Annotated in this window: 17 protein-coding genes; 6 read left to right on the top strand and 11 right to left on the bottom strand. The window is 65.7% G+C overall.

Going from position 1 to position 20630, the window contains the following annotated elements; genetic code table 11:
- Positions 1-329 precede the first annotated feature (329 nt).
- The 7 genes from A3Q7_RS0116830 to hemC form a co-directional block, all read right to left on the bottom strand.
- On the bottom strand, positions 330-953 hold the full coding sequence (locus A3Q7_RS0116830) for an OmpW/AlkL family protein (protein ID WP_018413080.1): 624 nt from the start codon (positions 951-953) through the stop codon (positions 330-332).
- A gap of 163 nt (positions 954-1116) precedes the next feature.
- Positions 1117-2130: a M48 family metallopeptidase gene (locus A3Q7_RS0116825; protein ID WP_018413079.1), complete on the bottom strand. Its 1014-nt coding sequence runs from the start codon at positions 2128-2130 to the stop codon at positions 1117-1119.
- Positions 2111-3199, bottom strand: coding sequence for a YjgN family protein (locus A3Q7_RS0116820; protein WP_018413078.1), 1089 nt, complete (start codon positions 3197-3199; stop codon positions 2111-2113). Before A3Q7_RS0116820 ends, A3Q7_RS0116825 begins: the two co-directional genes overlap by 20 nt.
- A gap of 75 nt (positions 3200-3274) precedes the next feature.
- Entirely contained in the window at positions 3275-4438 is a 1164-nt protein-coding gene (locus A3Q7_RS0116815; protein ID WP_018413077.1) for a heme biosynthesis HemY N-terminal domain-containing protein, read from the bottom strand.
- A complete protein-coding gene (locus tag A3Q7_RS0116810; protein ID WP_157278454.1) occupies positions 4438-5526 on the bottom strand; it encodes a uroporphyrinogen-III C-methyltransferase in 1089 nt (362 codons plus the stop codon). The genes A3Q7_RS0116815 and A3Q7_RS0116810 overlap by 1 nt, the downstream gene beginning before the upstream one ends.
- Positions 5527-5545: 19 nt before the next feature.
- Complete coding sequence (locus A3Q7_RS0116805; RefSeq protein WP_018413075.1) at positions 5546-6340, bottom strand: uroporphyrinogen-III synthase; 795 nt, start codon at positions 6338-6340, stop codon at positions 5546-5548.
- Complete coding sequence (hemC, locus tag A3Q7_RS0116800) at positions 6337-7347, bottom strand: hydroxymethylbilane synthase (RefSeq protein WP_018413074.1); 1011 nt, start codon at positions 7345-7347, stop codon at positions 6337-6339. The genes A3Q7_RS0116805 and hemC overlap by 4 nt, the downstream gene beginning before the upstream one ends.
- Before the next feature lie 166 nt (positions 7348-7513).
- On the opposite strand from hemC, the gene ppc reads away from it, so the two are divergent.
- The gene (gene ppc / locus A3Q7_RS0116795; RefSeq protein WP_077231411.1) at positions 7514-10297 is read left to right on the top strand and encodes a phosphoenolpyruvate carboxylase; all 2784 of its coding nucleotides are present in this window, start codon (positions 7514-7516) and stop codon (positions 10295-10297) included.
- Between the two features lie 204 nt (positions 10298-10501).
- On the opposite strand, the gene A3Q7_RS0116790 is transcribed toward ppc, so the two are convergent.
- Both A3Q7_RS0116790 and A3Q7_RS0116785 read right to left on the bottom strand, forming a co-directional pair.
- Entirely contained in the window at positions 10502-11260 is a 759-nt protein-coding gene (locus A3Q7_RS0116790; protein WP_018413072.1) for a LytR/AlgR family response regulator transcription factor, read from the bottom strand.
- A complete protein-coding gene (locus tag A3Q7_RS0116785; RefSeq protein ID WP_018413071.1) occupies positions 11257-12258 on the bottom strand; it encodes a sensor histidine kinase in 1002 nt (333 codons plus the stop codon). Before A3Q7_RS0116785 ends, A3Q7_RS0116790 begins: the two co-directional genes overlap by 4 nt.
- 77 nt (positions 12259-12335) lie before the next feature.
- On the opposite strand from A3Q7_RS0116785, the gene argH reads away from it, so the two are divergent.
- From argH to A3Q7_RS0116760, 5 genes are all read left to right on the top strand, one after another.
- Positions 12336-13769, top strand: coding sequence for an argininosuccinate lyase (gene argH, locus A3Q7_RS0116780; RefSeq protein WP_018413070.1), 1434 nt, complete (start codon positions 12336-12338; stop codon positions 13767-13769).
- A gap of 74 nt (positions 13770-13843) precedes the next feature.
- The gene (locus tag A3Q7_RS0116775) at positions 13844-15136 is read left to right on the top strand and encodes a protein kinase domain-containing protein (RefSeq protein WP_018413069.1); all 1293 of its coding nucleotides are present in this window, start codon (positions 13844-13846) and stop codon (positions 15134-15136) included.
- A 4-nt stretch (positions 15137-15140) separates the two neighbouring features.
- Complete coding sequence (locus A3Q7_RS0116770; RefSeq protein ID WP_018413068.1) at positions 15141-16451, top strand: serine/threonine-protein kinase; 1311 nt, start codon at positions 15141-15143, stop codon at positions 16449-16451.
- Positions 16448-17317 carry a fructosamine kinase family protein gene (locus A3Q7_RS0116765; protein ID WP_018413067.1) on the top strand — a complete coding sequence of 290 codons (870 nt, stop codon included), beginning with the start codon at positions 16448-16450 and terminating at the stop codon, positions 17315-17317. The genes A3Q7_RS0116770 and A3Q7_RS0116765 overlap by 4 nt, the downstream gene beginning before the upstream one ends.
- Positions 17318-17608: 291 nt before the next feature.
- Entirely contained in the window at positions 17609-18172 is a 564-nt protein-coding gene (locus A3Q7_RS0116760; RefSeq protein ID WP_026224957.1) for a phasin family protein, read from the top strand.
- A 74-nt stretch (positions 18173-18246) separates the two neighbouring features.
- On the opposite strand, the gene A3Q7_RS0116755 is transcribed toward A3Q7_RS0116760, so the two are convergent.
- A complete protein-coding gene (locus A3Q7_RS0116755) occupies positions 18247-18996 on the bottom strand; it encodes a competence/damage-inducible protein A (protein WP_018413065.1) in 750 nt (249 codons plus the stop codon).
- 99 nt (positions 18997-19095) lie between these two features.
- The gene (ubiD, locus tag A3Q7_RS0116750) at positions 19096-20589 is read right to left on the bottom strand and encodes a 4-hydroxy-3-polyprenylbenzoate decarboxylase (RefSeq protein WP_018413064.1); all 1494 of its coding nucleotides are present in this window, start codon (positions 20587-20589) and stop codon (positions 19096-19098) included.
- Between the last annotated feature and the right edge of the window lie 41 nt (positions 20590-20630).

The raw sequence follows: 20630 nt of genomic DNA, 5'->3' as shown, positions 1-20630 counted from the left end.
CCTGGGGTCGCTCCAACAAGCGCTCACCTTGACCGCGAGCGGAGCCGGGTTGTCGTAGGAGCGAGCACCGCTCGCGACCCTACCCTTGAACGGAGCCGCCGGCCCGTGTTTGCCGCTGCCCCTCACCCGGCGCTTCGCGCCACACTCTCCCACATCAGTGGGAGAGGGGCCGGGGGTGAGGGCAAGCGGGCGAGGGTCAGCGACACGAACAGCTCGCAAAAAAAAAACGGGCACCCAATGGGTGCCCGAACCGGGACTGCAGGAAGAACTTGCATGCTTGCCCGCCGGTCGTCAGGCTTGTGGCCCTGGACCGGCGAACCCGCAATGACTCAGAAGCGGTAACCGATACCCACCGAGAACAGCAGCGGATTGATATCCAGCTTGGTTACCTTGGTATCGTTTGCCTTGACGTAGATGTCGGTGTCGATGGTCACGTACTTCAGATCGACGTTGAAGAACCACTGCGGTGCGAGCTGGTAGTCAGCGCCTACCTGGACCGCCCAACCCCAGCTGTCGCGATCGATCTTCAGCGGCGTGGTGCCACCGACGTTCAGATCGACGCTGGAAAAGCGCGTGTAGTTCACACCCAGACCGGCGTACGGGCGGATGGTGCCGGTCGGATTGAAGTGATACTGCAGCGTGAGCGTCGGCGGCAGATGCTTGATGGATCCGATATCGGAACCCGCCAGCTCGACGTCATGCTTCTGCGGATAGGTCAGGATGAGTTCGGCCGCGATGTTGGGCGTGAAGAAGTAGGTCACATCGACCTCCGGGAACACCTTGTTCTCCGCCTCGACCTTGCCCAGCGCGCCATTCAGTCCGCCGCTGTTGTCGTTATCGACATTCATGTACAGGGCGCGGGCACGAACCATCCAGTTGCCCTCGTCGGCCGCCTGCGCAGCACCTGCCACGGCAGCCAGTGCTGCCACGCCAACCCACTTGATCGCCTTCATTTTTCTTCGCTCCAGATGATTGATACCGCGTTTGGTGCATGCAGTATCCCGGAGGGGTGCGGAGTGGCTGTTGACCAAGGTCAATGGATGCGCAGGTCGGCTGCGCGCCCGTTCGCCGCCGGACCGGCACATGTGCGCCGTTGCGCGACGGGCATGCTCCGGCTCAGCGTGGCGCGCTTCGTTCGCGCAAGGCGGCAACCCGCTCTGCCACGTCCGGGTGACTGGACAGCCAGCCGGACGGCCCGTCTCCTCCATCGCGATGCGCGGAAGCCAGGCGCTCCAGCATGTCGGCAAGCACAGCCGGCGAACGCCCCTGGGCGAGCAGCTTGCGTCGTGCGTAATCATCGGCTTCACGCTCCATGTCCCGTGAGTATCCGGACTGGATGATGTACGTGGGCGCAGTGGCGAGCAGGTTGCTGACGTCGCCGAAGTACCCGGTCATGATCAGCGCCACCGCCGACCCCTGAAGCATCATGCGCAGACCATGCCGGAGTTCGACATGCCCCAGTTCGTGCATCAGCACCGCGATCACCGCTTCGTCATCGGGTGCCAGGGCGACCAGTTCGTCGGTCACGATGAGCGCACCATCGGGTAGTGCAAAGGCGTTGGCGCCGACCGGTCCGCCACTGCGGAAGTACAGGCGGTGCGGCACATCGGTCCGCGCGGCAAGCGTTTCCGCGAGACGCGCCGTGACGTCGGCATCGAGCGTGCTCGGCTCGAGCAAGCGCTCGTCGATCAGCGCGAGTGCCTGCGTCGACATGGCCTCGACCGCCAGCCGCGGTACCAGCGGCGCCACGCGCTCGGCCGCCCAGGGCAGGCCCCAGCGCCCCCCTGCCCACACCAGCAGCAGCAACAGCCCCACGCTTGCCAGTACCCAGCGCGCATCGAAGGCAAAGCGCACCGTGGCGCGGTCGACGTGTCCGGACTGCTGCAGCAGGCGGGCGAACTGTTCGTGCGCCCGTATCTCGGCATGCGCACCATCGGGAAAGCTCACCAGTCGCGGCGCACGGCCCATGGGCTCCGACACGCGCAGTGACATCACTGGATCGCTGCGCGACAGATCCGCCGCTTCCAGCCTCAGCACATCGCCTTCCAGCCACAGCTGCGCGGCATGCGGACGCGCGCTGCGACCGTCGAAGTACAGGGCGGGAATCGCTTCAGAGCGCGATGTCGACATCGAACAGGTCCGCGGTTTCCTCGCCCGTCGCCGCGACGTCCTGCCCCGGAGCGGCAAGGAAATCATCCAGCGGACCGCCGGCCAGCAGCGTCACGCTTTCGATGCGATAGCGCAGCAGACGGATGGTTGCGAAGGGCATGAACAGGCCCAGCGTGAATACGGTGGCCAGAAGATTGGTGAAGGTGATGAGATAGAGCGTGCGTACCCTGACCGCCGACTGGAAGCGATGTGGTCCCAGCGTCAGGTTGTTCCACACCAGGTTCTGCAGGCGCGCCGACACATAGGGCCATACCAGCAGCGCCAGCAGCAGCCACATCAGACCGACCACCGCCAAACCCAGCATGAGGGGCGTGGCGCGCCCCTCGCCCAGGGTTCCCGCCGCGGCGACCACGCCAACGGTCGCCACCAGCGCCAGCAGGAACGCCGCCATGCCGACCAGCAGCGCCACACCATAGATCTTGTAGAAGGAGGATTCCCTGAGCTGGATGGCAAAGCGGGTGGCACCGAAGCGCGCGTGCCTGAACTGATAGGTCTTCAGCCTCTGGTGCCAGATCGGCGCCAGCAGGTAGGCGGTAAACACCGACAGCACCGGCCACAGCAGGAAAACCGAATACGCTTCGCGCAGGCCGCCATCGAACCCGAATCTCAGACCGCGCCAGCTCGTGTTTCGCGCGCGAAATCGCAGCGAGCGCATGAGCAGGCGCGGCATCACGATGGCCAGCAGCAGCAGGGTTACGATGCCCAGCCACAGTGACACGTCGAAGGACAGGTTGTAGGCCAGCAGCAGGACGAGGCCGATGATGCGGCCCTTCAGTATCGCGCGCGGATCGCCGTGGTAATCGAAGGCGCTGCCGGCCAGCGAGGTGTTGCGATGAAAGTACTGCAGCCGCCTCACCTTGGCCCAGGCCGAGTAAATGCCCAGCGTGACGACCGACAGCACGAGGTTCACGATCCAGATGCCGAAATACTCGCGGCCCCGTCCGGTGAAGGTCAGCGGCTCCCGCCGCGGCGTCCCGGCGATGAAAGGATCAGGCTCGGGCGGTGCCACGGCCAGGAAAGGATTATCCATGCGATGCGTCAGGGTCGGATCAGCCGCGCATCATGGCATAGGCACAAGGGAAGCGTCGCGCGGCATCCCGGACGTTCACTTCATCAGCGCGGCGGCCCGGAAATGCGCTTGCGCCTCGTCCGATCGCTGCAGATGTTCCGCCAGCAACGCCAGCTCCACATGAACGACGCGCGAGGGTTGCACCGCCAGCGCGGCCTCCAGATAGCTCTGCGCCTTGCCCCAGAGCTGCTGCACGCGACACAGGCGGCCCAGCGCAAGCAGCAGTTCCGCATCGTCCTGATGGTCGCGCAGCCATGCCTCGGCACGCGCGATGCGCGCCAGCGCGTCACTGCCATCGCACTGCGCGTACAGTGGCATGAGTGACGGCTCCCAGGCCCGCTCGATCTGCGCCTCGATCAGCTTGCGGGCTTGCGCGTGCTGGCCTGCATGCACCAGCGCATCGCACATCGCACGCACCACCTGGGCGTCCTCCCGCTCGGCGGCAGGCAAAGCCTTCCAGTAGGCCTCGAGCGCACCCGGATCGACATCGTGCAGCGCGCCAAGATGGGCCTGGCGCCGCACCGGCGCCGCCTGCTCGGGCGTCAGCGCGCGATGCTTCTGCAACAGCCTGACCACGCGCAGCAGACCGGCCCAGTCGCCGAGGCCGCGCCGAGCGCGCATGGCCAGTCGCAAGGCGGCCACATGGCGCTGGCCGCCGGACTGCAGGGTGTCGATGCGCTCGAGCGCTTCGGCGTACTCACGACGATCGCTCAGGATGTCGGCCTCGGTCATCAGCCGGGCCACTCGCAATTCCTCGTGGCGGGAGGCCTCGTGCAACCACTCGTCGGTACGCGCGGTCTCGCGCATCGCGTGGGCGGCGCGCGCGCCGATCAGCGTGGCCAGCCCGGGCGATTCGCCGCCGTCCGCCGCCTCACGGGCACTGCGCTGGGCGTGGCCATAACGGCCTTCGAAGTACAGTCGCGCGGCATCGCGCAGCGCGGCGACCGCGCGACGACGCTTCTGCCGCGCGCGATAACGCGCCGCGCGCGCCGGCATGCGCATCAATCCATCGATGAAGTGGAACAGCGTATACAGCGCCGCCACCCCGAGCAGCAGCGTCACGATGAACAGGTTCAGCGACAGTTCGATCCGCCACGGAGCGACCTGGATCAGCACGAAGCCGTCGTTGTGGCGAGCCCCTGTCACCAGCCCGACAGCCAGCGCGAACAGCCCGAGCAGCCACAGCAGCAGCCTGACCATCAGCGCTTCTCCTTCTGCACCACCGGGAGGCGCTGACGCTGGGCCTTGAGCTGGGCAAGCGCGCTTATCGACTCGTTGAGCCCGGGCAAGGCCTCCCCTGGGTCGAGCATGGCAAGCTGGCGCAGCGTGGTCAGTGCATTGTCGGTCTGACGCGCGTGCAGATCGAAATAGCGTTCCAGCCAGGTGCGCGCGAGCGTGATGTCGTTACGCCAGACCACGCCATTGCGCTGCAGCAGCGCCACCCGTGCATTGATCAGGCGAAGCTTCAGGTTTTCGCGCAGGAATACCGCATGTTCCGGCGCCAGCAGGGCGGGATCGGGGCGATCCAGGCGCTCGACCCGCACCAGTTGCCGGACTTCGCTCCATACCTCCGCCGCCAGTCGTTCGACCAGTGTGGGCGCGGTGCCTCCGGCCCCGGCAACAGCCGGTTTGCGCGCGTCCGGATCGCGACCCGGCGAGCGTTCGAATGCCAGGGGCAGGCTGTCTACGCTGCCTATCAGGGTATCGATGCGCAGCGCCTGGCCGGACAGATCGGCCATGGGCGAACGACGCAGCCTTTCCATGTCGTTGGCCATGGCACGGCGCAATGGCAGAAAACGGCCGGTATCCACCCGCGCCAGACGGATTTCCGCGGTCGACAGTGCATTCAGGGCGAGCTTGGCGTCACCGGCGAGCTGCAGTTGCTGCTGCCCCAGTATCAGCGCGTGCTCGACCTCGGCAAGCAGTTGTTCGTCGTAGCTGCGCACCAGATCGTCGGCGAGGAACTCGAACGCGTCGATTCGTGCCCGCATCTCCGACAACTGGGCATCCACGCCAGCCGCGATCGGCGGCGAGGAGGCCATCTGCGTCATCGGCGCCACACCCGTCGCGTCCGGCGCCTCGCTGCGCTGCAACGCGGCCTCCAGCGCCTGCATGCGCTTGTACATCCAGGCACCGCCGGCGGCGGCCACGACGAGCAGTGCGACGACGAGCGCCCACAGAAGTGCCGGCGACGAATCCCGCGACGAAGAAACGTTCGCGGCTCCTGCGGCAACATCGGCCTTGCGGCCGTGCGACGATGGTTGATCGCCAGTATTCGGTGTATCCATATCCATCAGTACATGAGCGTCAGCACAGATTCCTCAGCGAGGAAGAAAAATAGGCGACCAGACCTTTCATCAGGCCGGCATCGGCAGGATCCGTTTCGATCACGCAACTGAAGCCGGCGGCGCGTGCCTGCTCCGCAATGCGCGCATGCGGGGCGAACACCGGCAACGCGCGCAGCGCATCCAGGCAATCCAGCCCCGGTAGATGGCACAGATTGCGCACCGCTTCCGACGAGGTGACGGTCAGCGCGTGCAGACGGCCCTGTGCCAGCGCGCGACACAGCGGCGCACCGTCGGCTGGCGGCACACGACGGTAACAGGTCACCGGAACCACGCGCGCGCCACGCGCGCGCAAGGTATCGACCATCAGCTCGCGGCCACCGTCCCCTCGGAAGACAAGCACCGTCCGGCCGGCCACCCGTTCGTCCGACAGCTCGGGCAGTGCGAGCAGCGCTTCCGAATCGAAACGCCCTTGCGGCACGATGACGCCGGGCAGACCGCGAGCCCGCAAGGCGGCTGCCGACTGTTCGCCGACGGTCGCGGCGGCAAGCGACGGCGGCCAGCCGCGCCGGCCCAGGATGTAATCGAGCGCGTAACTGACCGCGTTGCCGCTGACAAAGATGGCAAGCGCGGCGCCATCAAGCTCGTCCATGGCTGCTTTCAGTTCGTCGCTGTGCGCCGGCGGCTCGATGTCGATCAACGGGAATGCCAGGGGCTGGCCGCCCTCGGCAAGGATGGCGGCACTGAGCGAAGCCGCCTGCGCGCGCGGCCTGCTCACCAGAATCCAGAGGCCGTCGAGCACGCCGGCCGGGGTCATCGGGGCGCCAGGTCGTCGAGTATGGCCTGCGCACCTTCGGCCCGCAGCGCCGCCACGCATTCCGCAGCGACCGCTTCGGGGTCGCTGCGCTCGCCCTTCACCTCGGCAGCGGCGATGCGGCTGCCATCGGGCAGCGCAACCCGGGCACGCAGCCACAGCCGGTCGTGGTCGATCACCGCGTAGGCGGCCAGCGGCACTTCGCAGGAGCCGGCCAGCGCACGCGACACGGCGCGCTCGGCGCGCACGCAGGCATCGGTTTCCGCGCATACCAGAGGCGCCAGCCAGGCCGCCACCTCGGGGCGCGAAGACAGCGCCTCGATACCCAGCGCGCCCTGTCCAGCCGCCGGCAAAGACAGCTCCACCGGCAGCAGCGCGCGGATGCGGTCGCCCAGACCGAGCCGCTTCAGGCCGGCCGCCGCCAGGATGATGGCGTCGTACTGACCTTCGTCCAGCTTGCGCAGCCGGGTATCGAGGTTGCCGCGCAGGCTGCTCACCGCCAGATAGGGGAAATTCGCCCGTAACTGCGCTTCCCGTCGCAGGCTTGATGTGCCCACCACGGCGCCCGGCGGCATGTCCTCCAGGCAGGCATAGCGTGCCGACACCAAGGCGTCCTGCGGCACTTCGCGCTCGAGCGTGGCAACCAGGGCGAACTCATCGGCCAGCGTCATCGGCACATCCTTCATCGAATGCACCGCGAGGTCTGCACGGCCATCCAGCAGCGCCGCCTCCAGTTCCTTGACGAACAGACCCTTGCCGCCGACCTTGGCCAGCGGCCGGTCGAGAATCTGGTCGCCGCGCGTCGTCATGCCGAGGATGTCCACCGTCGTGCCGGGGTGCAGCAATGACAGTCTGTCACGCACATGTTCCGCCTGCCACATCGCCAGCCGCGACTCGCGCGAGGCGATCACGATGCGCCCGGGCTTCGGGTAAGCTTGGGTTTCCTGCTGCGGAACCGTCTGCGCGCGCACCGCCGCAACACGATCCGCCGGGCCGGCCGGATGATCCATATGGAAGAAAGGCGTGAGGTGGACACACCGCGCGCCAGCGTGAGCTCATGCCTACAGGCAGCGCGCGAATCGGCCCGAATTCTAGCAGCCCCGGATAAGAACATCGCAGCGCCAGTGCCGGCCGGCGATGCGCGGACAACAGATTTTCATTCTGGAAGGATTGCAAGTGAATCAACAGGCCCAGACGCCGGTTGCAGTGCACGATCGCGCTGCCGACGACAAGGACAAGCCACTGTTCGACGACATCCGCCTGCTCGGCCGCATGCTGGGCGACGTGGTGCGCGAGCAGGAAGGCAGCCGCATGTTCGATCTGATCGAGAACGTGCGCCAGCTTTGCGTGCGCTTCCGCCGCGACGACGACCACGACGCCCGGGCCGAACTGGCCAAGCTGCTCAACAGCCTGTCCGACGATGATGCGATCATCGTGGTGCGTGCATTCAGCTACTTCCTGCATCTGGCCAACATCGCCGAGGACCAGCACCATATCCGCCGCGCACGCGCCCACGCCATTGCCGGCGACCCGCCGCGACCCGGCACGCTGGCCAATGCGCTGGGCAAGGCGCTCGAAGCCGGGGTGCCGGCCGACGAAATCCTCGCCTTCTTCCGCGACGGGCTGGTGGTGCCGGTGCTGACCGCCCACCCGACCGAGGTACAGCGCAAGAGCATACTGAGCCAGGAAATGAAGATCGCACGGCTGATCGACGAACGCGACCGCATGCGGCTCACGCCGGCCGAGCTGGAAGAGCGCGACGAAGCGGTCCGCCGCACGGTCACCTCGCTGTGGCAGACGCGCATGCTGCGCCGCACCCGGCTTTCAGTGGGCGACGAAGTGGTCAACGGACTGTCCTTCTACGACTACACCTTCCTGCGCGAACTGCCACGCGTCTATAACGTGGTCGAAGACCAGCTCGCCGCCGCCTTCCCGGAACACAAGCGGGATATCGGCAGCTTCCTGCGCATGGGATCGTGGATAGGCGGCGACCGCGACGGCAACCCCTTCGTGACGGCCGATGTGCTGCGCGCCACGCTGCGCGTGCAGTCGGCCAAGGCGCTCGACTACTATCTGACCCAGGTCCATATTCTCGATACCGACCTGTCGCCCACCACGCTGCTGAACAACGCGAGCGACGAACTGCGCGTGCTGGCCGCGACCGCGCCGGACAAGTCGCCGCACCGCGAGGACGAGCTATACCGGCGCGCACTGGCCGGCATCTACGCACGCCTCGCCGTCACCGCGCGCAACCTCGACCAGCACGAACCCTTGTGGAAGGCGGTGGGCGAAGCCGACCCCTATCCGGATGCCGCGGAATTCGTGCGCGATCTCGACGTGATCCACGACTCTCTCGTGGCGCACAAGTCGGCGCTGATCGCGCGTGGCCGGCTGCGCCGGCTGCGGCACGCCGCCCGCGTGTTCGGCTTCCATCTGGCGGCACTGGATCTGCGGCAGAACTCCGATGTGCATGAGCGGGTGGTTGCCGAATTGCTGGCCAACGCCCACGTGTGCCCGAACTACCTCGAACTGCGCGAGGAACAGCGCATCGAGGTGCTGATCAACGAACTGGGAACCCCGCGCCCGCTCACATCGAGCTTCATGCAGTTCTCGGCGGAAACCGAGGGGGAACTGGCGATCGCGCGCACTGCGGCGGAAATGCACACGCTCTATGGCGAGGCTGCGCTGCCCAATTACATCATTTCCAAGACCGATGGCGTATCGGACATGCTGGAGGTGGCGCTCATCCTGAAGGAAGTCGGCCTGGTGAACGTGCATGAACGGCGGGCGGCGATGAACATCATCCCGCTGTTCGAAACCATAGGCGATCTGCGCAATGCGCCGCGCATCATGGACCGGCTGTTCACCATTCCTATCTGGCGCGTGCTGCTCGACGCGCGCAGCACCACGCAGGAGGTGATGCTGGGCTATTCGGATTCCAACAAGGATGGCGGCTTCCTCACCTCGGGCTGGGAGCTTTACAAGGCGGAAACAAGGCTGGTGCAGGTGTTCAAGCGCCACAGCGTGAGATTGCGCCTGTTCCACGGGCGCGGCGGTTCGGTGGGCCGCGGCGGCGGACCGAGCTACCAGGCCATCCTGGCGCAACCGGGCGGCGCGGTTCAGGGACAGATCCGCATCACCGAGCAGGGTGAAGTCATCGCCTCGAAGTATTCCAATCCGGAAGTGGGGCGGCGCAACCTCGAGGTGCTCGCGGCAGCCACTTTCGAAGCCACCTTGCTCGGCAAGCGGGAAGCCGCAGTGCCGCCTGAGTTCACCGACGCAATGGAAGAACTGTCCGGGTACGCCTTCCGCGCGTACCGGAACCTGGTCTATGAAACCCCCGGGTTCGAGAAATATTTCTGGGATTCCACCGTCATCACGGAAATCGCCGAACTGAACATCGGTTCGCGTCCGGCGTCGCGCAAGAAAGGCCAACGCATCGATGACCTGCGCGCCATCCCCTGGGTGTTCTCGTGGTCACAATGCCGGCTCATGCTGCCCGGCTGGTTCGGCTTCGGCAGCGCAGTCCAGGAGTACCGTGCCAAACATGCTGACGGGCTCGCACGTCTGCAGACCATGCTGCACGAATGGCCCTTCTTTGCCACCCTGGTGTCCAACATGGACATGGTGCTGTCCAAGACCGACATCGCCATCGCCAGCCGTTACGCCGAACTGGTGGACGACGTGGCGCTGCGCGAAGCCATCTTCGGACGCATACGCGCGGAATGGGAAGCCACGATAGACGCGGTCGGCCAGATCAGCGGCACACGCGACCTGCTGTCGACCAACCCGCTGCTGGCGCGCTCGATCCGCAACCGCTTCCCCTACATGGAGCCGCTGAACCACCTGCAGGTCGAACTGTTGCGCCGCTTCCGCAGCGGCAACCGCCACGAACGCACCCGCCGCTCCATCCACCTCACCATCAACGGCATCGCCGCCGCCCTGCGAAACAGTGGGTGAGACAGGGGTTGCGCAGCGCAATGCGCTGCGCCTGTCGAACCGGTTTGCCATGCAGGGCAAACCGTGGGTGAAGCAGGGGTTTCGCGAAGCACTGCTTCGCGCCTGCGTAACCGGTTTGCCATGCAGGGCAAACCGTGGACGAAGCAGGGGTTTCGCAAAGCATCGCTTCGCGCCGGCTGAACGGGCTGGCTGTGCCAAGCCGTCCTACCCTCCCTTGCCAAGGTCGGCAAACCCGGCCTTGACCTGGGCCCATTGCCGGCGGCTGACCGGCAGTTTCTCTTCCAGCCCCTTCAACAGCACGACCCAGTGGCCCTCGGCACTGTCGCGCACATGTTCGAAACCGGCGACCGCGTCGCGCGCAACCAGACAGTTACGATGGATGCGCACGAAGCGCGCGGCGAATTCCTGCTCCAGCGAGGCCAGCGCCTCCTCGATCAGGTATTCGCGTTCGACGGTACGCGCGGTCACATACTTCAGTTCCGCCCTCAGATAGAGGATGTCGGCCACCGCGACGCGCTGGATGCGACCGCGTTCGCTGCATGACAGATAGACGCGCCCCCCCAGTGCAGCCACCGACTGGCGCTCCGGCACCCGGCGCAGGGCATCGAGCAGACGTGCCGCACGCACCGGCTTGACCAGGTAATCGACCGCCTTCAGTTCGAAGGCCCGCAGCGCGTACTCGTCGTACGCGGTGCAGAACACCAGTACCGGCGGACGCGACAGCGCGGACAGACGCTCCGCCAGTTCGACGCCGTCGCAACCGGGCATGCGGATGTCCGCCAGCACCACATCCGCCCTATCGTCGCCCGCCAGAGCGGTGAGCGCCTGGACCGCCTCGACGCCATTGCTCGCCTCGCCCACCACCCGGGTCGGCAGTTCGCCCTCGATGTCGGACAGCAGCGCACGCAGCCGCAGCCGCGCCGGTGCCTCGTCATCGGCGATGAACACCCGCAGCGGTCTCATGTCACCACCCGGTAAGGAAAGCGGATACGCACGCGATAGACGCCGTCCTGCAACCCCGCGTCCAGTTGCGCCTCCAGATCGAAGAACAGCATCAGGCGTTCACGGATATTGTCCAGAGCCATGCGATTGCCCCCCGCTTGACCGGTGCGGACCATGGACGGATCCGGCGCCGGATTGTCGATCGCGATCACCACATCACGCCCGGCCCGCTCGACCCGGACGCGCACCTCGCCGCGCCCCGGCAACGGCTCGACGCCGTGATAGACCGCATTCTCGAGCAAGGGCTGCAGCATGAGCGGCGGGACCCGCGCGTCATCCGGACAGCCCTCGGTGTCCCAGATGACGTTCAGGCGTTCGCCCAGCCTGAGCTTTTCCAGCTCGATGTACTGGCGACACAGCGCCAGTTCGTCGCCCAGTGTGACCAGATCGCGATTTTCGCGCATCAGCACGCGGAACAGGTCGGACAGCTCCTCGAGCGCGCGTTCGGCGCGCCGGGTATCGCTGCGCATGATGCCCAGAACCGCGTTCAGGCTGTTGAACAGGAAATGCGGCCGGATGCGCGCCGACAGCGCCATCATGCGGGCCTGGGCGATGGCCGGACCGAGCGCACGCTCCTGCACGGTGAAATAGACCATCACCGCCAGAGCCGCAAGCTGCGACCACAGCAGCTCGCGCACCGGCAGGCCGGTACCGGTGGAGGCATCCCAGGCGTTGAGCAGATCCGACCCCAGCGCAGCCGCCAGCGACACCAGCGCAACCAGCGCCCAACCAGCGCGCACGCCGAGCCGCGCGAACACCGGCGCCAGCACGAACAGGGTGAGCAAGGCCAGCAACAGCGCCGGCTCGATGCGGGCAGCCAGTTCCAGCGCATCGAGCGGCAACAGGTTCCAGTTGCGGTTGCGTGCCAGCAGGGCCGGCAACGCGAGCGCATTGACCAGCAGCACCACGCGCAGCATCACGCCCAGATTGCGCCAGTCCGGCGTGCGGGCGGGCCTCATCCCGCCCTCCTGTCGGGCCGTTCACCGGGGTAGCCTATAATTGCGGGTTTTCCGCCGTACATCACCGCGCGTCCATCATGAGCCAACCTTCTCAGTCCGAGCCGACCAAGGCGTGGTCGGGCCGATTTTCCGAACCCGTGTCCGATCTGGTGAAGCGTTATACCGCGTCGGTGTTCTTCGACCAACGCATGTGGCGCCAGGACATCCAGGGCTCGCTTGCCCACGCGGCCATGCTGACGAAGCAGGGCATCATCGCCCAGGCCGACCTGGATGCGATCCGCGCAGGCATGGCGCAGATCGCGCAGGAAATCGAGAACGGTACATTCGACTGGAATCTTGACGACGAGGATGTCCATCTCAATATCGAGAAGCGGCTCACCACGCTGGTAGGCGATGCAGGCAAGCGGCTGCACACGGGCCGCAGCCGCAATGACCAGGTGGCGACCGACATCCGCCTGTGGCTGCGCGATGCCATCGACACGATTCTCGGCCTGATCCGCGATTTCCAGTCCGCACTGCTCGATCTCGCGGAACACCATGCGGCGACGCCGCTGCCCGGCTTCACCCACCTGCAGGTGGCGCAACCGGTCACCTTCGGCCACCACCTCATGGCGTACTTCGAAATGCTGCGCCGCGACGCCGAACGCTTCGCCGACTGCCGCAAGCGGCTTAACCGCCTTCCTCTCGGCTCAGCCGCCCTGGCGGGCACCACCTTCCCGATAGACCGTGAATTCGTGGCGCGCGAACTCGGCTTCGACGAGGTGTGCCAGAACTCGCTGGATGCCGTATCGGACCGCGACTTCGCGATCGAATTCTGCGCCGCGGCCAGCCTGCTGATGACCCATCTGTCGCGCCTGTCGGAGGAACTGATCCTGTGGATGAGCCCGCGCGTGGGTTTCATCGATCTGGCCGACCGCTTCTGCACCGGTTCGTCCATCATGCCGCAGAAGAAGAACCCGGATGTGCCGGAACTGGTGCGCGGCAAGACCGGCCGCGTCAATGGCAGCCTGGTGTCGCTGCTCACGCTGATGAAGGGCCAGCCGCTGGCCTACAACAAGGACAACCAGGAAGACAAGGAGCCGCTGTTCGACGCCGCCGACACGGTGATCGACACCTTGCGCATCTATGCCGACATGATGGGCAGCAACACCGCCGCGGACGGCAGTCGCGTGTTCAACGTGCGCGTGAAGGCGGACGCGATGAAGAGCGCGCTGCGCCAGGGCTATGCCACCGCCACCGACCTCGCCGACTGGTTGGTCAAGCGCGGCCTGCCTTTCCGCGATGCGCACGAGGCGGTGGCCCGGGCGGTGCGACTCGCCGAACAGAAGGGCTGCGACGTGTCGGAACTCACGCTGGACGAACTCAAGTCCTTTTCCGCACTGGTCGATGACACGGTGTACGCGGTACTGACAGTGGACGGCTCGCTGTCGGCCCGCAACCATGTGGGCGGCACGGCACCGGAACAGGTGCGCGCCGCCATCGCCCGCGCGCGAGCGCGGATCGCCGGCTGAAGCGGGCGGCGGCGCCCGGCCGGGTACCGCCGCCGCGACAACGCCACCCAGCCCCTGACTACGCCCGGACATCCATGGACCTGATCGGAAAGTACCGCATCGTGCGCCTGCTGGGCGAGGGCGCGACCTCCAGGGTCTATCTGGCACATGATTCGTTCGGCCGGCGCGACGTGGCGATCAAGATCGTGTCACGCAAGGAGGGTGATGGCGACGGAAAATCGGAACGCTACCAGCGCAAGTTCTTCGTCGCGGAGGCCTCGCTTGCCGGCAAGCTCACCCATCCGCACATCGTGCAGATCTACGACGCCGTGGCCGATGCCGATCCGGCCTACCTCGTCATGGAGTATGTGCGCGGCGGCACGCTGGAAGCGCACACCCAGCCGGGCTCCTTGCTGCCTGTCGGGGATGTGCTGGAAATCATCTTCAAGTGCACGCGCGCGCTGGATTTCGCGTGGCGACTGGGTGTCATCCATCGTGACCTGAAGCCGGCCAACCTCATGCGGGCGGATGAGGGTGCAGCGGCCGGCACCAGCGTAAAGGTTTCGGATTTCGGCGCCGCAATGTCGGTGTCAGCGACCGAAACGCAGGTATCCGGCGTCGGCTCTCCGGCCTATATGAGTCCACAGCAGATCAAGGAACATCCGCTCAACCACCAGACCGACATCTTTTCCCTGGGTGTGGTCATGTACCAGTTGCTGACCGGGCAGCTCCCGTTCCAGGGCAGCAACAACTACAGCATGATGTACCAGATCACGCATGCCGAGCCGGTGCCGCCGTCGGCACTGCGGCCCGAGCTTCCGCCTGTGCTGGACGACATCGTGATGCGTGCGCTGCAGAAGTCTCTTGATGATCGCTATCCGACCTGGGACGCGTTTTCCTTCGAACTCGCCGAGGCTTTCCGGGCGGAGGCGCAGCGCGACCAGGACCATCGCATCGCGGACAGCGAGAAATTCAATTCGCTGCGTCGGCTGCCCTTCTTCCAGGACTTTTCCGACGTCGAGCTGTGGGAGGTGGTGCGCCTGGGCGACTGGCATCGCATGAGCGCCGGCCAGTCTCTGCTGCGCGAGGGTGAAGCAGGCGACGGATTCTTCATCCTGGCGGACGGCGAACTGAAGGTGACCCGGGGCCGCAAGCTGCTCAACGTGCTGTCGGCCGGCGAATGCGTCGGCGAAATGGCTTATCTCACGCCGGAGCGCGCCACGCGCGGCGCCGACGTGTCCACGCTGTCCGATTGCGTGCTCATCCATCTTGCCAATGCGGCGCTGGCGCATGCATCGGAAAGCTGCCGCCATCGCTTCGACCGCGCCTTCCTGCGCATCCTGGTCGAACGCCTGACGCTGGCCAACCAGCGGCTGACCGGTGTCTGAGCACGTGCCCTTCGCCTACGCGCCCGGCACATCGCTCGGCCGCTATCAGTTGCGCCGCATCATCGGCCGCGGCAGCACCAGCACGGTCTGGCTTGCGTGGGATCCAGCCAGCCAGCAGGAAGTGGCGATCAAGTGCATCGCCGCGGACGTGCTGAATGACCCGGTGCGCGGCAAGCTGCACCGCACACTGCTGATCAACGAGGCCTCGCTGGCGAACAAGCTGCAACACCCGCACATCGTCGCGATACATGATGCAGTGATCGCCGACGATCACGCCTACATCGTGATGGACTACGTGGCCGGCGGCACACTGGAAGTCCATACGCAACGGCCCGGCCTGCTGCCGATAGAGCGCATCGTCGAACTCATTTTCAAGTGCACGCGGGCGCTCGACTACGCCTGCCAGATCGGCGTGACGCACCGCGACATCAAGCCGGCGAACATCCTGCTCACGCGCGACGGCGACATCCGCCTGAGCGACTTCGGCGCCGCGCTGTTCTCGACCATGGAGCGCACCCAGGTGGAAGGCGTGGGTTCTCCCGCCTACATGAGCCCGCAGCAGGTGCGCGAAATGCCGCTGAACCACCAGACCGACATCTATTCGCTGGGCGTGGTGCTCTACCAGTTGCTGGCGGGAGAGCTGCCGTTCCAGGCCAGCAACAAGTACAGCATGGTGTACCAGATCATCCATGTCGAGCCGCCGCCGCCATCGGCGCACCGGCCGGGCATTCCGCCGGCGCTCGACGCCGTCGTCGCGCGGGCGATGCAGAAGGACATCGGTCTGCGCTATGCAACCTGGGCCGAATTCACGCACGACCTCGCGCAGGCCTTCCGCAATCGCCGGCTCAAGCCGCGCGACGATGATTCGGCCGCGCCCGAAATGTTCCGCCTGCTGCGCACGTTGGCCTTCTTTGGAGACTTCAGCGACGTCGAACTGTGGGAGGTGGCTCGATTCTCTCGCCTGGAGAGGATTGCCGCCGGCACCGTACTGATGAAGGACGGCGAACAGGGCGACCGGCTCTATGTGGTGGCGGAGGGTGAACTGGCCATCAGCAAATCCGGACGAACGCTCACCATACTGACCGGCGGCGAGTGCTGCGGCGAAATGTCGGTGGTGGCGCGCGAGCGCAAGCTGCGTGCCAACGACGTGATCGCCACGACCGACAGCCTGCTGTGCGCCATCGATGGCGAGCAGATCCGCCGCGCGTCGGAAACCTGTCGCATGCGCTTCTACGAGGCTTTCCTGCAGGTGCTGGCGTCGCGGTTGTCGGTTGCCAATGTGAGGCTGGCGGATAGCTGGCCACCCGGAACATGAACCGGCTGGCACACGAAATCTGCGCCGCGCTCGGCACGTCCGCGGTGGAAGTGACCGAGTTGCCGGCGGTGGGCGCCCGGCGCGCGCTGCGCATCCTGAGTGCCGACGCCCCGCTGTTCGTCAAGTCGCGCCCCGCTGCCCAGGCGGATCTGTTCGCCGCCGAAGCCGAAGGACTGGCCATGTTGACCGACGCCGGCCGATTCCGCGTGCCACGCGTGTTCGGCCAGGGTAAACACGGGAACGACGCCTGGCTGGCGCTGGAGTGGCTGGACCTGACCCCGCTGCGCAGTCACGACGACGGCGTGCTGTTCGGCGACGCGCTTGCCGGTCTTCATGCACGGCATGGCGAGCGCTACGGCCTCGCGCGCGACAACTGGCTGGGCGACAGCCTGCAGGAGAATGGCTGGGCGGCATCCTGGCCGCTGTTCTACGCACAGAGGCGCATCGCACCGCAGATCGCACGGCTGATCGAAAACGGCGAACGCGGAGAACTGCTGCGCACGCTGCAAGCACTGATAGAGCGCATTCCTGCACTTTTCCTCGATTACCGCCCCGCTGCCTCCCTGCTGCACGGTGACCTGTGGCACGGCAATGCCGGCATGGTCGATGGCAGACCGGCGATATTCGACCCGGCCGTCCACTTCGGCGACCGGGAATCCGATTACGCGATGACCGAACTGTTCGGCGGCTTTCCGCTGTCCACGTACGCGAGCTACCAGAAGGCTGCGCCGCTCGATCCCGGTGCCGCGTCGCGGCGCGATCTGTACCGCCTCTACCATCTGCTCAACCACCTGCTGCTGTTCGGTGAAGCCTACCGGCGGGAAACCGCACGCACCGCAGCACGCCTGCTTTCCTCGCTGCGCTGAAGCACTTTCCACGGCTGCCGGCGCAGCGCACATGAAACACAGCCGAAATGTGAACGACCGTTCACACAATCTTGTTTCATATGGAAAAAGTCCGGAAAATTATTTTTGTGCGGCGCAGCAAAACCGCTTGACATCCTGAAGTCGGTTTCTATAATCCTGTTCATGGTGCAGCGCAAAACCTTCGTGTCATCGGGATGAGCGTTCTGCCGTATCAAGTGACCTCGTGGGTGTCTTGCAGTCATGCCCGGTTCGTGGTCGCTCTTTCAACATAAATGTATGGAGATACCCACCATGGCCTTTACGACCGAGCACTTCACCGCCGTAAACAAGCACAACATCGAATCCCTGCTGACCCTGGCCAACACGGCCTTCGCCAGCACCGAACGCCTGGCTGCCCTGAACCTGAATACCGCGCGCGCCATCCTGGAAGACAGCGTTGCCAACGCGAAGTCGCTGCTGGCCGCCAAGGACGTGCAGGAAATCGTCGCGCTGCAGGGCAATCTGGTGCAGCCGTCCATCGAAAAGGCGGTTGCCTACTCGCGCAGCGTCTACGAAATCATGTCGCAGACCCAGGAAGAAGTGAGCAAGCTGGTGGAAACCCAGGTCGGCGAAATGAGCAAGGCAGTCACCAGCACGCTTGATCAGGCCGCCAAGCAAGCGCCGGCGGGTTCGGACGTCGCGGTTGCCGCTGTCAAGTCGGCGATCGCCGCCGCCAACAGCGCCTACGACAGCATCGCCAAGGCCACCAAGCAAGCGGTGGAACTGGCTGAAGCGAACGTGAATGCCGCGACCACGGCCACCGTCCGCGCAGTCGGCGCTGCCAGCACCACGGCGAAGAAGAAGGCTGCGGCCTGATCTTCACCCGCTCTCCGGTACAAGGAAAAAGCCTCGCTTCGGCGAGGCTTTTTTCGTTCACGCGATGAAAGCGATCAATCCTCCAGCGCGATGACCAGGCCGCGCGCCAGGACCTCTGCACGCATCGCCGCCATCGCCAGCGGCACCTTGTCAGCGGCGCCTTTCGCACCCAGCTCGATGTGTGGCCGGCCGTGGCGCGCGTTGCCGAAGCTGGGGAGGCTGAACACCGTGACACCGTGGTCCGCCTCGATCGCCTGCATCAGATCCAGCAGCCGGCTTTCGTGCGCATCGAACACGAATATCGACGCCTCCACCCAGTCACGGCTGTGATGCAGATGGGCGTACCGCGTATCCAGTACCCACTTGATCATGGGCCACGCCATTTCGGGAAATCCCGGCACGAAGTGGTGATCGCCACAACTGAAGCCCGGTATCCGGTTGAAGGGGTTGGGGATGATGCGTGCGCTGGCCGGGAATTCGCCCAGGCGCAGCCGGTTTTCCGTGATGTCGGCGCCGAAGCGCGCGCGGATTTCCGCTTCCGCATCGGGATGCAGCACGCAGTTCTCGCCCAGCGCGGCGGCGACGGCCTGACGGGTGTGATCGTCTGGCGTGACGCCTATGCCTCCGCACGAGAAGACGATGTCGTCGCTGGCGAACGACCGCCGGAAGGCGTCGATCAGGCGCGGCCGCTCGTCGCCGAGGTAATGCACCCACGACAGTTGCAGGCCGCGCTCGTCCAGCAGTTCGCGCATCTTCGCGAAATGGCCGTCCTGCCGGCGGCCGGACAGTATTTCATCACCGATGATGTACAGGCCGAAAGCCATCGCTCGAACTCCCTCTTGCTGAAGATGAATGCGGACCGTCAAACCGGAAAACCGCGGACCTCTGCCGCTCGAAGACGCACGACGTCAGCGGCGAGAGGCTCACAGTCCCAGTTCCGACCACATGGCATCGACCCGCCGCTTCACGTCCGCGTCCATCTCGATCACCCGCCCCCATTCACGGCTGGTTTCACCCGGCCACTTGTTGGTCGCGTCCATCCCCATCTTGGAGCCGAGGCCAGCCACCGGACTGGCGAAATCGAGGTAGTCGATCGGCGTATTGTCCACGATGACGGTATCGCGCTTCGCATCCATGCGCGTGGTCATGGCCCAGATCACTTCCTGCCAGCTGCGGATGTCGATGTCCTCATCGACGACGATGATGGTCTTGGTATACATGAACTGGCGCAGGAAGCTCCACACCCCGAACATGACCCGCTTGGCGTGTCCCGGGTACTGCTTGCGCATCGACACCACCGCCAGCCGGTACGAACAGCCTTCCGGCGGCAGGTAGAAGTCGGTGATTTCCGGAAACTGCTTCTGCAGCAGCGGCACGAACACCTCGTTCAGCGCCACGCCCAGCATGGCCGGCTCGTCCGGTGGTTTGCCGGTATAGGTCGAGTGATAGATCGGGTCGCGCCGCATCGTCATGCGGGTGACCGTGAACACCGGGAATTCCGCCACTTCGTTGTAGTAGCCGGTATGGTCGCCGAACGGACCTTCCGGCGCGTGCTGGTAGCCGGACGGATGCGCGGCATCCGGACACAGCTCGCCTTCGAGCACGATTTCCGCGCTGGCGGGCACATCGAGGTCGTTGCCGATGCACTTCGCCAGTTCCGTGCGGCTGCCGCGCAGCAGGCCGGCGAACTGGTACTCGGACAGCGTGTCCGGCACCGGTGTCACCGCGCCCAGTATCGTGGCCGGATCGCAGCCCAGCACCACCGACACCGGAAACGGCGTGCCGGGAAACTTCCGCGCGTGGTCGCGGAAATCCAGCGCGCCGCCGCGATGTGCCAGCCAGCGCATGATCACCTTGTTCTTCGCGATCACCTGCTGCCGGTAGATGCCGAGGTTCTGCCGCTTCTTGTCCGGGCCGCGCGTCACCACCAGTCCCCAGGTGATAAGCGGTGCCGCGTCGCCCGGCCAGCAGTGCTGGACCGGCAGCGTGGCAAGATCCACGTCCGGGCCTTCGATCACGACCGTCTGGCACGGTGCGGACGACACCTTCTTGGGCGCCATCGAGAACACCTGTTTCAGCATCGGCAGCTTGTCCCAGGCGTCCTTCAGCCCCTTGGGTGGCTCCGGTTCCTTCAGCATGGACAGCGTGCGACCGATATCGCGCAGCGCTTCCGCCCAGCGCCCGCCGCTCACCCCCATGCCCAGCGCGACGCGCCCGGGCGTGCCGAACAGATTTGCCAGCACCGGCATGGCGTGGCCGGTCGGCTGTTCGAACAGCACCGCCGGCCCCTGCGCCCGCAGCACGCGGTCGCAGATTTCGGTCATTTCAAGGTGGGGCGACACCGGGCGGGCAACCCGCTTCAGTTCGCCCAGACTTTCAAGCTGCGCGATGAAGTCGCGCAAATCGGTGTATTTCATGTGTCGTTCAGCCTTTTGTCGCGGCCGATGGTAAGCGAGAA

The organism is Methyloversatilis thermotolerans (genome assembly GCF_000372885.1).
GTDB lineage: Bacteria > Pseudomonadota > Gammaproteobacteria > Burkholderiales > Rhodocyclaceae > Methyloversatilis > Methyloversatilis thermotolerans.
The sequence above is the reverse complement of the archived record's forward strand: the minus strand, read 5'-3'. Positions and strand labels throughout refer to the sequence as shown.